Here is a 15,630-nt window from a genome sequence, read left to right on the forward strand (position 1 = left end):
TACTTCTTTCAAACAAATACAAATGTCGATGAATGGAACAGCGTATCGCTTTTAAATTTAACTGCAAATGTTATGTTGTTTTTACCTTTAGGCTTTTTTGTAGCCTTTATTTGGAGAAAATATCATTCAATTAAAAAAATAATCATCTTAGGTTTATCTGTTACATGTTTAGTTGAATTTATTCAATATTTCATAGGTCGTAGTTCAGATATTGATGATGTTCTACTCAACACGTTTGGCACAGTTATAGGTTATGTGCTTCTTTTAATGATTCAATATTTGATAAGCAAACCAGCAAAACAAAAAAAGGCGACTATATAATTAGTTGCCTTTTTTGTTCCAAGAACACGTTTTATGTTAACTAAAATTGTATGTAATATAGAGATTAACAGTTATTTAGTACTCATTTGTATATAAAACTTGACTATCTTTTTTGACTGAGACCTGGACAGATTCTCTGGGTACTTCAGGAGTGGTTTTTTCTGAAAGAGTATATCCTTTTTGATCTAAAGATATGTTCTTTCTTACTTTTGTTCCGTCTTCAAATTCCATTTCTATATATTTTCCTTCTTGAATTAATTTATTATTTGTAATATATATGCCGAGATATGGAACCCCTGATAAGGCTCCTGTAACATGTATTGGCAAGGTTTTATCTATTGGTACTTCCATTCCCTTGTGCTCTTCAATTCCTTGTCTGCTTTTTGTAAGGATGTAAGTGCCCAATTTAGTATTATCTTTATATAAAATAAGAGCATGAGGATTTGGCTTAGATTTAATATTCTCCTCTTTAAGAATAGATAAGTTAGCTTTTCTTTTATCTTCTATAAAATCATTAATTTCTCTTTTAGATAGCATCTTATGGTGGTTACTGCTATATAAAAAGTAACTACTAAAACCTAGTATGATTAATAAACTTAGTAAAACCAATGTGAGATTACGGGATAAAGCCATATTTGTTTTCCTATTTGCTATGTTGTTGAAATTTAACCATATTTTAACATTAGAAGAACGAAAAATTTATTTAATGCATTTTATGTAGCTTATATAGTTTAGGTTTGTACTTTAATAATACGGATATTCTTTCTTATTCATGATAATGGAATCCCAAAACCAGTATATGATGGCTGCACCGACTGCAAATACAAACATTTTATGATAATCCCCTATCGGATCAGACCAATTTCCTTGAAGCTTATAAGAGATATAAAGGAATAGGATTGCTACGACAGAATAGGTACATAAGTAGAGAATACTAAACTTTTTAGGCCATTTATTTAGAACTAGCTGCAGTGGTACGGCTGCAACAGAATAAGGAATGATTGTAATAAGTGAGATCATAAAAAATGCAATAACAGCTCTATAACTAGGCTCAATGATGATAAGAAATATGGAATAAGAAACGCTAGAGCTAATAACTGTTAACGCATGATATGGCAAAAGCTCTTTAAATGTCACTGAATAAACACACCCTTCTTGTCTAGTCTACGGATGTATATTATATAAAGATTAAACCTAGTTAACTTTAGTTTTTTTGTTTAGCTTTTTTGATAAATAAAAACAAACTAATCCAGCACCTACCACCTTACAAAAAGGAATAAATGCATAGGAAGGTGCGATTAAAACACTAACAAACAAATAGGCACTTATAGCAAATATAAGCCAACTTGTTATAAGTAAAAAACTAGATAAAAACTCCTTCATAGACTTCATCCTTTAGAGAAGATTATATTTTTATCATAACAGATATATTTTCTGATAAGGATATTTTTTCCTGAAACTGGTTTTATATTAACTAAAAGTGCACATATATGTTCAGGTCTGGAGAACGTCATGTTCATTCTATTGAACATGACGTTTTTAATAAAGGTTGCATCAGCTATGTAACCTTTACATAGCAAATTTGCAATATACTATTGCACGAGTAAAAGAAAAAGCAGGCTTTAGCCTGCCCCTATAGCCTTTAAGGCTAAATAATACAATTATTTTTGAACGTAGATTAATCTAAATGAACACGCTGTAAGCCATATTGTCGAGCTTATATTAATATGACTTTACCAATGTTCCTTTTGTTATTTTTCCTTTGCCACTTTCACTGACTTTTACCTTGTAAATAAAAGAGTAGCTATGCTGTTCACCTTTTTCCTTTGTTGCTACCTCTCCCTCTACAATCACTTTATTATCATCGCTTGAATCAATAGATATTGTAGTTATCTCATGTGTAAAACCTTTATAGCCCTTTTTAAATTTTTTATAAGAGTGTTTCTTTTTCCATTTAGAACTCCATAAGTTATATGCATCTTTATATTCTTTTTCATTTAACTTATCAAAGTATTTATAGACAGTATCCATTGCATTCATTGCAGCTGTTGCATCTTCATTATCTAAGGAATCTGTGTCGTATATATCTCCATTCTCGTCATATCCTTCATCTGAATAACTATCTTCGCTATAATCTGTATCGTCCTCGTAATAAGTATCATCAGAATAGGAGCTATCTGAATCGTTATAACTATCGTCAGATGAATCATAGTCCGAGTCATAATAACTACTATCACTCGGTGAAGTCTTTGTTCCTTCTTCTCCCGTATAAGGATTAATGTTTCCCTTAGTGGACCAGTTGTTGTTAAAATTGCCATCTGGATCACTCCTCATATGAGGTCTAACATACGTGCCATCTTTTCTGTAGTATCCACGTACACTTACATCAGCTTGTGCTTGTATAGTGACCCCAAATACAAGAAAAACCAGCAAAGCAATAAATATTCTCTTTTTATTCATCGTTTTTACTCCCTCTTACGCATTTGTCGTAACTACATTATATTTTATTTTCTTCCATATTTGGTCTTTTTGTGAAAATAATATAGTTCTTATTATCTAAAGGAATACATTTTATTGAATAAGTATAATCTATAAAGTCTACATACGTGTTGTGTTGAGGTTTTTTTAATAGTTAAATTGTCCATTTTTACGATATAGAACCAAAAATAATCCTTTACCTATGTAGGCAAAGGATTTTCAAATTTATTGGAATAGGAGGAATACGTTATTAGTCTGGCCAGATTTGTAGATTCATATACATCTATCTTCAAAAATAAATGTTGTGATTAAATATTTTATTAAAAAGTAACTTTGTTTAAGTTTTGTTGTTAGTTAGGTAAACGATAAATTATTTTATATATTATTAACATTTTACTATTTACACTTAGTGACGACAAATATGAAGTTTTTCTACAAGGTGTGTAAATGATATAACTATTTTAAATAAAGTACTTTAAAGATCACTTAAAGGAATAAAAGAAATTGATAAATTTACTCAAATAAAAAAACCTTAGTTCTGCTAAGGTTTTTTTATTATACGGTTTAAATTTAAGTTGATTTTTTATAAAAAGGATTGATTATTTTACATTATTCTTTTTATATTTATTTAATTGCTATTCAAAGAATCTTCTTCAAACTTTTTATAAGCTTCTTCCATTCCCATTATAACATTTTTAATCTTCATATGCCCCTCAGTATATACAGAGTGATCTCTTATTTCTTCCCACATATAATGATACTTTTGAATGTTATTAGTTTCACAAATGATAATATCTGTATAATCTTTTCCAGGTAAAGCTTCTGCATCAAAGAAACGCACCTGTACTTCCGGATATTTTAAAGTAATTTCTTTAAGTTCATTAGCCCTTTTTCCTCTCTCTTCACGAGTCATGGCAAGCCAAGACGGATAAAACTCCACTAAAACAATAAAGATATGATTCATACTTATTCCCCTCGGTAACTAATTTTATTTACTTTTAGATTATAGCAAAACATATATTATAATTTTAATTTTTATAATATTGTAAATTTCCTAAAGTTTAACTACTCGGTTTTATATAGCAAAAAAAGATGAAGCTGTTCTAAAGCTAGATTTATAAGATGATAACTAAAGTATTTTGTGGCTTATAAATATCAAGAAAATACAGGTTTATTTAAAAATAAAAAAGAGCAGCATTCCATGATAAAAAAACATGGAATGCTGCTCAGATATTAATTATTTTTCATCTTATAGCCTTTGAATTTATAACCGTATACGTTTGTAGGATCAACGAAGCTTTTATAAGAATACGTAATGGCAACCGGTGTACCTACTTGGACTTTATCATAAAGCTTTTCGATGTCTGCATTATGCATTCTCACGCAACCTTGACTCACATATTTTCCAATGCTACTTTCATTGTTATTGCCGTGAATGTTGTATGTATCACCATACGTACCGTTAGCATTTAACCCTAACCAACGTTTTCTTAAAAGATTTCGGGGATCGCCCCCAGGAATATGTCGTGTATAACTTGAAACAGTTGTTTTAATTATATTTGTAAGTGAAAAAGATAAAAACGATCATATAAAGAAAACAATGTAAATAAGAGCATAATCTGATATCTTATAAATTCAGCTTAGGCTTCTTTTTATTTCTTGTTATAGTTACTTATTTGCTTCATAAGCCCTTACCTTATTGTAAAACGTCGCTTTCTTCATGCCTATTTCCTTCATAAATGCGACAGCCGTAATTGTTCCAGACTTCCATTCTTTATATAACCTATCCCATTCTTTAGGAAAAGCAATGATGGGACGCCCTAGATGTTTTCCTTTTGCCTTAGCAACGGCTATTCCTTCTCGTTGGCGCTGTAAAATGATTGCTCGTTCCTGTTCCGCCATAGATGTATAAAAACATTTAGGTGGTAATTGGACTATAAAAAATAGCCTGGTTTGAATAGCAGGTGGTATTTTTAGACGTTTATACAGAAAATAAGCCACCTAGGGATATCCCAAGTAGGTGGCTTATACGATAAACTTAATATGGAGCAAGCTTTTAAAAATTAATTTCTGTCAAAAAGAGAGCTGCCAGATATACCTGGATTCGTCATTTCATAGGGATTTAAAATTAACTCAAGCTCCTCCTCAGTCAATACGTCATATTGCAAACATAGTTCTCGTACCGACTTTCCATTTAAAATAGCCTCTCTAGCAATTCGTGCTGCTACTTCATATCCTATATGTGGATTTACGGCTGTAATAATCCCTACACTTTTTTCTACATACTCTTTTAAACGTCCCTCATTTGCTTCAATGCCTCTTAGACAATGGTCTGTGAAGACGTGGAATGCGTTATTCATAATACTGATTGACTGAAGCAAGTTAAACACAAGAACAGGCTCCATCACATTTAGTTCAAGTTGACCTGCTTCCGATGCCAGGCAAATTGTATGATCATTACCTATAACTTGAAAAGCTACTTGATTAATCATTTCAGGCATGACAGGATTGACCTTTCCAGGCATAATAGATGAACCAGGTTGACGAGCTGGTAATATAAGTTCAGCTAATCCTGCACGAGGACCAGATGCCATTAATCGGATATCATTCGCAATTTTAGACATATTAATCATGCAAACTTTTAAGCTAGCAGAGACTTCTGTATAAGCGTCTGTATTTTGAGTCGCGTCTACAAGATGATTGGCCTTCTTAAGTGGTAAACCACTAATATTTGCTAGATATCTTACAACATTTTCGATATAACGTGGATCTGCATTTAAACCCGTTCCAACTGCAGTTGCTCCCATATTAACCTCATATAAATGTCCATAAGATTGCTTAATACGTTTCATATCTCGCTCAAGAACACGACTATATGATTCAAATTCTTGACCAAGACGGATTGGAACCGCATCCTGTAGGTGAGTACGTCCCATCTTTATAATAGAATCAAATTGTTCTGCCTTTTTCTGAAATACACTGTGCATATAATTCATTGTTTTTAGTAACTTATTTAACAGATTAAGCGTTGCAATATGGATAGCAGTTGGGAATACGTCGTTTGTTGATTGTGACATGTTTACATGACTATTAGGGCTTAAATCGGAATAAGAACCTTTCTTGTGACCAAGTAACTCTAAAGCTCTATTTGCAATAACCTCATTTGCATTCATATTCATTGAGGTCCCCGCACCACCCTGTATTGGATCAACAATAAATTGATTGTTTCTTTTCCCTTCGATAACCTCGTCTGCTGCTTCAATAATTGCGTTACCCAATCCATCATATAACCTTTTTGTTTCCATGTTAGCAAGAGCAGCAGCCTTTTTAACGATTCCTAATGCTTTAATAAGCTCTGGGTGAATCTGATATCCTGTTATTGGGAAGTTTTCAACTGCACGTAAAGTTTGAATCCCATAATAAGCATAAGTAGGAACTTCTTTTGTTCCTAGGAAATCTTTTTCAATTCTTACATTTTGTTTTTCTGGTATTTCTATATTTGTCATAACATTGATCTCCTTCTTTACATAAAAAGAAATTTTTTTATGCTACGTCCGATTTTCTAATAGAATCTGTATAATGCTTTGCTTTTTCTTTGTCGAATCCGCCTTCCCACTTAGACATCACAATAGCAGCTAATGCGTTACCTACTACGTTGACAGATGTACGAAGCATATCTAAAATACGATCAATACCAGCAATGAATGCCATACCTTCTAGAGGTAATCCCATTGATCCTAGTGTTGTTAATACAACAACAAATGATGCTCCTGCAACTCCTGCCATTCCCTTAGAAGTCAACATCAATACAAGTAAAAGTGTAATTTGTTCTATGAAAGATAAATGAATCCCATACATTTGTGCAATGAAAAGGGCAGCAATGGCTTGGTAAATGGATGACCCATCAAGGTTAAAGGTGTATCCTGTCGGAATAACAAATGATGTGACAGCTTTCGGACAACCAAAGTTCTCCATTTTAGTCATTAACCTTGGCAATACTGCTTCAGAGCTTGCGGTTGTAAACGCTAAAATTAACTCATCTTTTAAGATTTTTATAAGGACTAAAACATTAGTTCCAGCCATTTTTGCAATAATACCTAATACTACAAAAACAAAGAAAATCATGGTCAGATATATAACGAGTACTAACTTTCCTAAAGGAATTAATGAACCGATTCCAAACTTCGCGACATTCAAACCAATTAAAGCAAATACTCCGAATGGAGCAAATTTCATAACTAAGTTTGTCATCCAAAACATGGATTCCAGTACGCCTTCAAAAAAGTTTAAAACTGGTTTGCCTTTTTCTCCAATTGCTGCAACTCCTAGACCAAATAAGACTGAGAAAAAGATAATCGCTAATAAATTTCCTTCAGTCAATGATTGGAATATATTAGTTGGGATAATATGAACGATTTGAGCTGCTACACCTGTACTCTCAGTTGTTTTAGATGTTTCTTCATATTTGGATATATCACCTTTCTCAAGGTTCCCCATATCTATACCACTACCTGGATGGAATAAATTTGCGGCTAATAATCCCACTGCTAATGCAATCGTAGTAACAATTTCAAAATAAAGAATGGTTTTTCCACCTAGTCTCCCTAGCTTTTTAATATCACCTACACCAGCTATAGATACGATTAGTGCAGATACAACGATAGGAATAACAATCATTTTGATTAGGTGAAGAAAAATATCTCCTAAAGGTTGAAGAATGGCCATCGCTGTATTATTTCCATAAAAAATAGCGCCTATAGCAATCCCGAACGCAAGTCCAATAAATATTTGTGTAGCTAATCCCAATTTCTTCATAGTTGTAACCCCTTTCAATTTATGGTTCATTAAAACACTTAAAGAGAGCCTATGCTTAGGCTAGCGTCTATAAAAAAGACAATGATTAAAAATAAGTCCAATGTGTGAATAATCTTTAAAATAAATGGTAATCATATAATTTGAAATTAACTCCCCCCTTCAGTAAAGCGTTTTCAAAATCTTTAATGTAAAATACACTTTTTCGGCTCACCTTATATACCTGAGCATATAGTATCATTTATAAAGAGATTTTCTATTATCCTTTTAACCTTTTGAAATCCTGTTTATTGTCTAACATTCATATAAACCTAGAAGTGACTGTTACTAGATTTATATGAATGTTAGACAAGAGTACCTTAATCTATTATCCCTTCATTTCAGATAAAGAAATATCTTCTTCTTTTATTTAGAGATAAGGAAATCATAACATTAGATATCTCTATAACTTGTTAAAATAATTAAACCCTTTAAATTTTTTCTTCGAACGAAATGATATCGCTTTCAAAAGTCTCGATCGTAGCAACTACATAATAATAAACATGAGCTTCCTGTACATAGGTATTGAATGAAATCAAAAAATGATAATAACGAAAATTATATTTTAAATTTCGTGTTCTCTTTTTGCGTACTTCAGTTACATTATATTTATATACAACAGATAAATCAAGAAGATTATTATTCATTTCGCGTACATTTTATTTAGACAAGCCTCATAGAAGTGAAGAATATTTAAATAACGACGAACTGTTATTTAAATATTAACCTTTCGTAGCGTGAAAGAGTCTATGCCTTTATATAGGTAAGGTCATTTCATAACAGAGACAGGATTCATTCAGTTTGTCGATTCTCTTGGGGATTTATTTATTTTCATTGATGACGTATTTGAGTTAAAGAATAAAATGAGATAGTTCTGTAAAGGGTGGCATATTCTTACGTGAATGTCGAGAATGCGGGATGAGAAAGAGTATTTAAACATAGATGATATAGAAAAAGAGAAGGTTAAAAACCTTCTCTTTTTTAGTTTAACTGTGTTTTATCAATAGTTTCCAATGTGGTGTCGTAACCAGTCATCCCTTGGCACCCTGTATACGCACTACCATTAAATGCAGGAACCTTTTTAGAATATGATTCATATGTAGTAGATGCCTCAGCTACTCCTCCCGTAATTAATAATCCAAAAGCAGATACTAGGGCAAGTGCCTTACCTTTTTTCATATGTATTTTCTCCTTTTTTTAAGCTATCAACCTTAGAAAATTTTGTTTCAATCCTTTATCCATGATACAATGCATTGTTCTCTCTTTTTTCACTAAGTAAATATAAGCTATAACAATTCTGATGAGTATAGAACAGACCCCTTCCGAACGGAGGAATTCGAGATTAAAATGATGATTAATAAATTGAAAAAGATGTCTAGAAAACAACGGGTGGTTTATTCCCTTATTGTGTTTTGTTTTGTCCTCTCCATCATTTTTGTGAATCATAATAGCTCATTCTACAAGCAGCCGATAGCTGAAGTGTTGAGTACCCATTTGCAAAGTAAAGAGAAAGTGACCGATCAGCATAATAATCAGGACCAAACCTATAAACAAAGTATTAAAGCCGAAATAAAAAACGGCAAAGACAAAGGGAAAGTTATTCATTTAGAAAATGAATACTCCTCATCTGGCGCTTACGATCAAAAGTATAAACCCGGTAATGAAATCTTCGTTATAATTGATAAGCATTCAAAAGAAAAGCACTTAACCGGATCCATTAAGAATGCCAAGCGAGACAAGTACGTTCTGCTTGTCGGATGGCTTTTCATCTTCACGCTCCTTTTTGTCGGTAAGGAACGGGGATTCCTTGCCTTGATCAGCTTGGTGGTTAATGCTGCTCTGATGTCCTTCGCATTGGATATTTACGTGAACAGTTCATACAAAAGCTTAGTTTTCATCTGCAGTATATTGGTCATCTTGTTTACAGTCATTTCGTTGCTGCTCCTCAATGGTGTAAATGAAATGACGTACGCTTCGATCACATCCACACTGCTGGGCATCTTCCTAACGTTAGGAGTTATGTATGCCGTGGTCCATTTTACAAATGGAAACGGATTAAGATATGAAGGAATGCAATTTTTGACTCGACCGTATGAAATTGTCTTTATGGCTGGCTTGTTGATTGGATCGTTAGGGGCGGTCATGGATGTTTCAATCACCATTTCCTCTTCCCTCTTTGGGCTTTATGAAAAGAATGAAAAGATAAGCTTAACGGTGCTTCGAAAATCAGGAATGGACATTGGGAGAGACGTCATGGGCGCATTAACCAACATCTTGTTTTTTGTTTATGCGGCGGGATCCATTCCGTCCATGATTCTGTATTTAAAGAATGCTTCACCATTAGGGTTTACCCTTTCCATGAACCTTTCTTTAGAGATTGCACGTGCACTGGCAGGAGGAATTGGCATTATGCTAACCATCCCAATCGCCGTGTACACATCTATCTATTTTATTAACCAAAAGAGGAAAAGAATATGAATGCATTAGTCATCCTGTCACTGATCCTACTTGTTTTAATGATTTTAATTGGCGGATATAGAGGAATACGCTCTTTTATATCCTTGTTTTTGAACTTTGGTGTGCTTATGTTTACCATTTTTCTTATGCTCGGCCCGCAAATGAATCCAGTCATCATCACTTTAATTTCGTGTGCAATCATTAGTTGTATTAATCTCTTTTTCATTAATAACGTAGATCGAAAAACAGGAACTGCTTTTCTTTCTACAATTGTCACGATTGTTCTTTTGATTGTATTAATTGAGGTGATCGTGAACGTATCTATGATTCAAGGGTACGGTGAAGAAGAGACTGAAGAGCTTGCTGTCTTCTCCCTTTTTGTAGGCATTGATTTTGTTAAAATAGGAGCTTCTGTCATGATCATCAGTACAATCGGTGCGATTACAGAGGTTGCCATTTCAATCACTTCATCAATGGGCGAAACAATGAAGCATCACCCTTCAATCAGCAGAAAAGACTTATTCTTGTCCGGAATGAGGATCGGAAAGGATATTCTTGGAACTGATACGAACACGCTGTTCTTTGCCTTTTTTGGAGGCTATCTCGCACTTCTCATCTGGTTTAAGGATTTACATTATTCCATCGGTGCGATCGTGAACTCCAAAATCTTTGGTGCGGAAATGATGACCATTTTCTTTGCGGGGATTGGAGTAGCTCTCATTATTCCGGTTACAGCTTGGATCAATACCTATTTTTCTGTGAAAGCGAGAAAAAAAGCATTGAAAGAAAGCAATGAGAACTAAATAGAAGAAACAAAAAACCCTCTTCGAATGATACGAAGAGGGTTTTACTCAGATTATTAACCGATTGAACCTTCCATCTTAAACTTAAAACCACCTATATATGAGATGATATTATTTAAAAACGTTCGTAAAAGTGGTGTGTCAATATAAAGTCGTTCGTACAGTGTTTTTATACTTTTTCGAACACTGAAAAGCGTTCGCTAATTGAATTTCATTTTTGTTCGTAAAGATATACTTTTACGGAATCTAATATTTTTCACTAGTCCATCTTTTATAGGTAATTCAATATTCCCTTTGATCTCATCAAAAATAAATATGTAAATTGCTGCGGCTTTAAAATAAATTCACAATAGCTTTTCTTCTTTTAACTCTTGGAGGGCAATAGGATAAAGCCAGCTTCTTATTTACTGTTATCACACGACGCATAGAAACGCGCGAAAAAGCCAAGGCTTTCTTAAAAAAGCGCTTGGCTGCTCGTTTATCTCTTCACTTAAATAAAAATCAATCGTATTTCTTTCTGAATCAACGGCCCGATGCAGATACATCCATTCGCCTTTTACTTTCACATACGTTTCATCAACTCTGCAGGAATTATTGCTTGTCTTAAGATGACATCGTACTTGTTCATCTAGTTCAGGTTCATATTGATGTACTAGACGCATAGTAGTTGTATGAGCAATAATGATCCACGTTCTGCCATCATTTCCACTAAATCAAAATCAGAAAAACCGAGGTTGTACTGTGAGTAGCATCTTACCGTTAATAAAATGATGTCAGGCTAGTAATGTTTCTATTGGAGTAAAGGGTGATTTCCCATACTCATCATGCTCCTTTTTTTGTTAAATTATAATTTAAAAGTATAAGTATAAAAAAAATACACAAAATATGGCATAAGTTACTTATTAATAAGGAGTATATTATGACGAAAGAAGAAACATCTCTAAAAGAAAATCTAGCTTCTAATATTGCCTATTTAAAAAATGGTATTGGGCAAAGTAGTGACATTTTATTTCAAGATTTCTCTATTGGCCAAGATAAGACTCCTGCTATGTTAATTCTTACAGAAGGGTTAACAGAAACTTTGCTAATTTCAGACCAAGTTATTCGTCCTCTTCAGCATCAAGAATTTTGCCCGAAAGAAAATTTAATAAAATGTATCTCCTCTTCTATTTTAGGAATTAAGACTGATCAACTAAGAACTTTTTCAGAGATTGGAAAGGCTGTACTTCAAGGTAATGGTGTGCTATTAGTAGAAGGTTATTCAACTGGATTATCTATTGAAATGAAAAAGGTACAACAACGCTCCCTAGAAGATCCTGAAAACGAATCGATGCTTCGTGGACCAAAAGTAGGCTTTATTGAAGAGCTTCGTACAAATACAGCACTTATTCGCCAAAGAGCCAATGATCCTAATTTGACTATTAAAGAAATGCTTGTTGGAGAACGAAATGAAAAGAAAATTGCATTGTTATTTATTAAAGGTTTAACAGACCGAGAGTTAGTTGAAGATATGATAAAGCGTATTCGTAATATTAAAATTGATGATCCTATGGAATCAGGATATATTGAACAGCTTATTGAAGATTATCCTTACTCCATTTTTCCACAAGTCCAATCAACAGAACGACCTGATCGAGTTGTTTCTGCTTTATTAGAAGGTAAAATAGGAATTTTATTAGACGGAACACCTTTTGCAACGATAGCCCCAATTACATTTAATGAAATTTTACAAACCCCAGATGACTATTATCAACGCTGGATTCCAAGTTCATTATTAAGGATTCTTCGTTATTTATCTATATTTATTACCATTTTTTTACCAGGTCTTTATATTGCGTTTGTTGCTTTTCATCCTGGGTTATTACCAACTACTATGGCCCTTGCTATAGCTGGAAGTCGTCAAAATGTACCTTTTCCGCCTTTAGTCGAAGCTTTACTTATGGAAATTACAATTGAATTATTACGAGAAGCTGGTTTAAGACTTCCTAAACCCATTGGTCAAACTTTGGGATTGGTAGGAGGAGTAGTAATTGGACAAGCTGCTGTCCAGGCCAATATTGTGAGTGCTCTAATGGTTGTTATTGTTGCAGTGACAGCTACAGCATCATTTACGATACCACAGTATGAATTTAGCTTATCCTTACGAGTTCTTAGGTTTATTAATATGATTAGTGCTAGTATTTTTGGCTTATTTGGCGTCATTATGGGTTTTCTACTTTTAATAGGTCACTTATGCCAATTAGAAAGTTTTAAATATGAATTTTATGAGCCTATTCTAGCAAAAGACCGAAAAGACCTAAGAGATGCACTTCTTCGTTTACCTTTAAAACTCCTACCAACTCATACTCAAAAATCAAAGCGATTTTCATCCAAAAAGCAAAGGTGAAATTATGATTAAAACGGCTAAAAAACTTACCATGATTCAAACGGCTATCTTTATAACATGTACAACTATTGGTAATGGAACACTTGTTTTACCAAGAACAATTACAACACAATTGCATTCTCCTGATGGCTGGATTATCGTGCTTATTCTTGGTATTGCCTTTATCATTGTTAGCTTACTAATGTTACATGTAGCATGTAAAACTCCTACTAAAACAATTTTTGAATTAAATCAGATGATTTTTGGGAAAATTTTTGGAAGGTTCTTAAATATATTATTAATTATTTATTTCTTAACATTAGTTATATATCAAGTAAGAGGATTAGCAGAGATTATTCAGTTTTTCTTATTATCTAACACTCCTATCTTTGTTACTATAGGTGTTTTTCTGTTGGTTGCTATTTATCATGTAAGGGGAGGTATGTATTCCATAAGTAAAGTTTTTTCCTTCTTATTTCCAATTACTTTTTTTGTATACTTCTTTTTAATGGGATCTAGCTTAAAGATTTTTGAGAGTTCTAACCTTCAACCTATCTTAGAAAAAAATTTATTTTCTTCATGGACCCCATATATAGATGGCTTTGTATACTTTTCTGGTTTTGAAGTGATTTTTATCTTAATTCCTTTTATGCAAAAAATAGAAAGTGCCAAAAAAGCACTTATTATTGGCTTAACTCTACCCACATTATTCTACATAACTTCCCTTATATGTGTTATAGGGGCAATGGGGGTTTCAGAGACAATTACTCTTACTTGGCCTACCATTTCATTAATTCAATCATTCGAAATTCAAGGTGTTTTTTTTCAAAGATTTGATATGTTTTTACTCACCATTTGGATATTTCAATTTTTTTCAACAGCCACTAGCGTGCTTAGTACTACAAATATTGGTATTAAAACCATCATTCGTTCATCTAGAAAGAATTACATTTTATTGACTCTATTCCTTGTACCTTTTATAAGTTGCCTTATTCCTAATAGTATCATTGCTTTTTTTAAATTTGGCCATGTGCTGAATTATGGTTTTTTATTTTCCTTTATAAGTATGGCTTTTACCTATACTGTTCAATTTTTTTTGAGTAGAAAAAGGAGGATTTCCCTATAAAAAAATTTAATGTAAAAAAAAGAATCTTCATTTTTATTATATGTATATTTCTTACTGGATGTTGGGATGTAAAAGATTTGAAACGACTTTCATTTGTTAGTGGACTAGCACTTGATGAACGCGAGGATAAAAAGATTGAATTAATTTACCAGATTCTATTACCCCAAAGTTCTATGGATTCTAACGGTACAGGTGTACCTCAAACAATTATCGTACAATCTGTAGGGAAAAATTTATTAGAAGCTGTAAGTAATGTGGCTTTAAAAGAAGATCGAATTTACAGCGAACATTTAAAAGTATTCTTAATTGGTGAAACCTTAGCAAAGCATCGAAATATTAAAGGTTTAATTAATCATTTTATACGCGATGATGAAGTAAGAAGAAGCTCATACGTTATACTTACTAAAGGTAAAGCCAGTATGGCTATTAAAATGCCTGTGAAAAAGAAAATAGCCTCCGAAAAAATCTTTGATATTTCCCAAAATGAAATTTATAATGGGAAAATTTTGACTCCTATGCGCTTAGGAAAAGCTTCCGAATATCTGCAAGCAAAGACAAGCTTCCTTATCCAAGCTCTTCGTACTAATAAAGGAGAAATCATATACGATGGTGCAGGCATTATCGATGCGAAAAAACAAAGATTAAAGGGGTTTATCTCTCCTAAGGATGTTCAAAGTATACAATGGTTAAAAGGTGAAACTAAAGGCGGGGTCATACCCTCCAAAATAGATAAAAAACCCTTAACATATGAAATTCTATCACTAAATAGTAAAGTTAATCCTGAGATAAAAGATGGACGATTATCCTTTAATATATTCGTTAAAGCTAAAGGAAAGATATCGGAAGATTGGGATCCACATGAGAATTCATTTGGGAAACCGTACTCACATCAAGTACAAGAAGTTATTGAGAAGAAAATGGAGAAGGATATGAGACATGCCATGAATACTCTCCAAAAAAAATATAAAATAGATCCCATACAACTAGGCTCTTATGTGCATAATAAATATCCCAATTATTGGAGAACTCATAAAAAAAATTGGGATGAGATTTTCTCGCAAACTTCTATAAATTATTTTGTACAAGTGAAAGTAACCAATTTTGGTACAAAAGGGTATCAATAATTGTTACATTCAACAGCCTTTATTGAGCATTAGAGTACGCAAACTCTCAAATGCAGTAGATATGAATAAGTTTTTCACATAAAAAATGATTTTATGCCGGATAGT

Annotated in this window: 15 protein-coding genes and 1 pseudogene; 6 read left to right on the plus strand and 10 right to left on the minus strand. The window is 32.9% G+C overall.

From position 1 onward, the window contains the following. Positions 1-321 (plus strand): VanZ family protein (locus ACMX9J_RS22400; RefSeq protein WP_416226193.1); only part of this gene is annotated, 321 nt, incomplete at its 5' end. A 75-nt stretch (positions 322-396) separates the two neighbouring features. On the opposite strand, the gene ACMX9J_RS22405 is transcribed toward ACMX9J_RS22400, so the two are convergent. The 9 genes from ACMX9J_RS22405 to ACMX9J_RS22445 all read right to left on the minus strand — a co-directional run bounded on the left by ACMX9J_RS22405 (position 397) and on the right by ACMX9J_RS22445 (position 8,829). Beyond that, a complete protein-coding gene (locus ACMX9J_RS22405) occupies positions 397-954 on the minus strand; it encodes a hypothetical protein (protein ID WP_416226195.1) in 558 nt (185 codons plus the stop codon). A gap of 111 nt (positions 955-1,065) precedes the next feature. Continuing rightward, on the minus strand, positions 1,066-1,458 hold the full coding sequence (locus ACMX9J_RS22410) for a UPF0715 family protein (RefSeq protein WP_064504592.1): 393 nt from the start codon (positions 1,456-1,458) through the stop codon (positions 1,066-1,068). Between the two features lie 585 nt (positions 1,459-2,043). Continuing rightward, a complete protein-coding gene (locus ACMX9J_RS22415) occupies positions 2,044-2,781 on the minus strand; it encodes a hypothetical protein (RefSeq protein ID WP_053001491.1) in 738 nt (245 codons plus the stop codon). Positions 2,782-3,427: 646 nt separating this feature from the next. Then, entirely contained in the window at positions 3,428-3,763 is a 336-nt protein-coding gene (locus ACMX9J_RS22420; RefSeq protein WP_047751184.1) for a darcynin family protein, read from the minus strand. Between the two features lie 269 nt (positions 3,764-4,032). After that, entirely contained in the window at positions 4,033-4,356 is a 324-nt protein-coding gene (locus ACMX9J_RS22425; protein ID WP_416226254.1) for a L,D-transpeptidase, read from the minus strand. A 111-nt stretch (positions 4,357-4,467) separates the two neighbouring features. Next, a complete protein-coding gene (locus ACMX9J_RS22430) occupies positions 4,468-4,800 on the minus strand; it encodes a hypothetical protein (RefSeq protein WP_255256910.1) in 333 nt (110 codons plus the stop codon). Between the two features lie 62 nt (positions 4,801-4,862). Beyond that, positions 4,863-6,305, minus strand: a complete 1,443-nt coding sequence (gene aspA / locus ACMX9J_RS22435) for an aspartate ammonia-lyase (RefSeq protein ID WP_063247028.1) — start codon at positions 6,303-6,305, stop codon at positions 4,863-4,865. A 37-nt stretch (positions 6,306-6,342) separates the two neighbouring features. After that, entirely contained in the window at positions 6,343-7,614 is a 1,272-nt protein-coding gene (locus ACMX9J_RS22440) for a cation:dicarboxylate symporter family transporter (protein ID WP_047751186.1), read from the minus strand. 1,017 nt (positions 7,615-8,631) lie between these two features. Beyond that, positions 8,632-8,829 carry a hypothetical protein gene (locus ACMX9J_RS22445; protein ID WP_416226196.1) on the minus strand — a complete coding sequence of 66 codons (198 nt, stop codon included), beginning with the start codon at positions 8,827-8,829 and terminating at the stop codon, positions 8,632-8,634. 162 nt (positions 8,830-8,991) lie between these two features. Here ACMX9J_RS22445 and ACMX9J_RS22450 point away from each other — a divergent pair, with 162 nt between their 5' ends. Together ACMX9J_RS22450 and ACMX9J_RS22455 are read left to right on the plus strand one after the other, a co-directional pair. Beyond that, positions 8,992-10,128, plus strand: a complete 1,137-nt coding sequence (locus ACMX9J_RS22450; protein WP_416226255.1) for a YibE/F family protein — start codon at positions 8,992-8,994, stop codon at positions 10,126-10,128. Then, on the plus strand, positions 10,125-10,910 hold the full coding sequence (locus tag ACMX9J_RS22455) for a YibE/F family protein (RefSeq protein ID WP_047751190.1): 786 nt from the start codon (positions 10,125-10,127) through the stop codon (positions 10,908-10,910). The genes ACMX9J_RS22450 and ACMX9J_RS22455 overlap by 4 nt, the downstream gene beginning before the upstream one ends. A 353-nt stretch (positions 10,911-11,263) precedes the next feature. Here ACMX9J_RS22455 and ACMX9J_RS22460 read toward each other — a convergent pair. After that, a pseudogene (locus tag ACMX9J_RS22460) lies at positions 11,264-11,682 on the minus strand (IS6 family transposase); the annotation flags it as partial. A 147-nt stretch (positions 11,683-11,829) separates the two neighbouring features. Here ACMX9J_RS22460 and ACMX9J_RS22465 point away from each other — a divergent pair. From ACMX9J_RS22465 to ACMX9J_RS22475, 3 genes are read left to right on the plus strand one after another with little or no spacing between them, the layout of a single operon-like run. After that, positions 11,830-13,296, plus strand: coding sequence for a spore germination protein (locus ACMX9J_RS22465; protein ID WP_416226197.1), 1,467 nt, complete (start codon positions 11,830-11,832; stop codon positions 13,294-13,296). A 4-nt stretch (positions 13,297-13,300) separates the two neighbouring features. Further along, positions 13,301-14,401, plus strand: coding sequence for a GerAB/ArcD/ProY family transporter (locus tag ACMX9J_RS22470; RefSeq protein ID WP_416226198.1), 1,101 nt, complete (start codon positions 13,301-13,303; stop codon positions 14,399-14,401). Positions 14,402-14,424: 23 nt separating this feature from the next. Next, a complete protein-coding gene (locus ACMX9J_RS22475; protein WP_416226256.1) occupies positions 14,425-15,525 on the plus strand; it encodes a Ger(x)C family spore germination protein in 1,101 nt (366 codons plus the stop codon). Positions 15,526-15,630: the final 105 nt, after the last annotated feature.

Source organism: Priestia sp. RMT2NF4 (assembly GCF_047872835.1).
GTDB lineage: Bacteria > Bacillota > Bacilli > Bacillales > Bacillaceae_H > Priestia > Priestia zanthoxyli.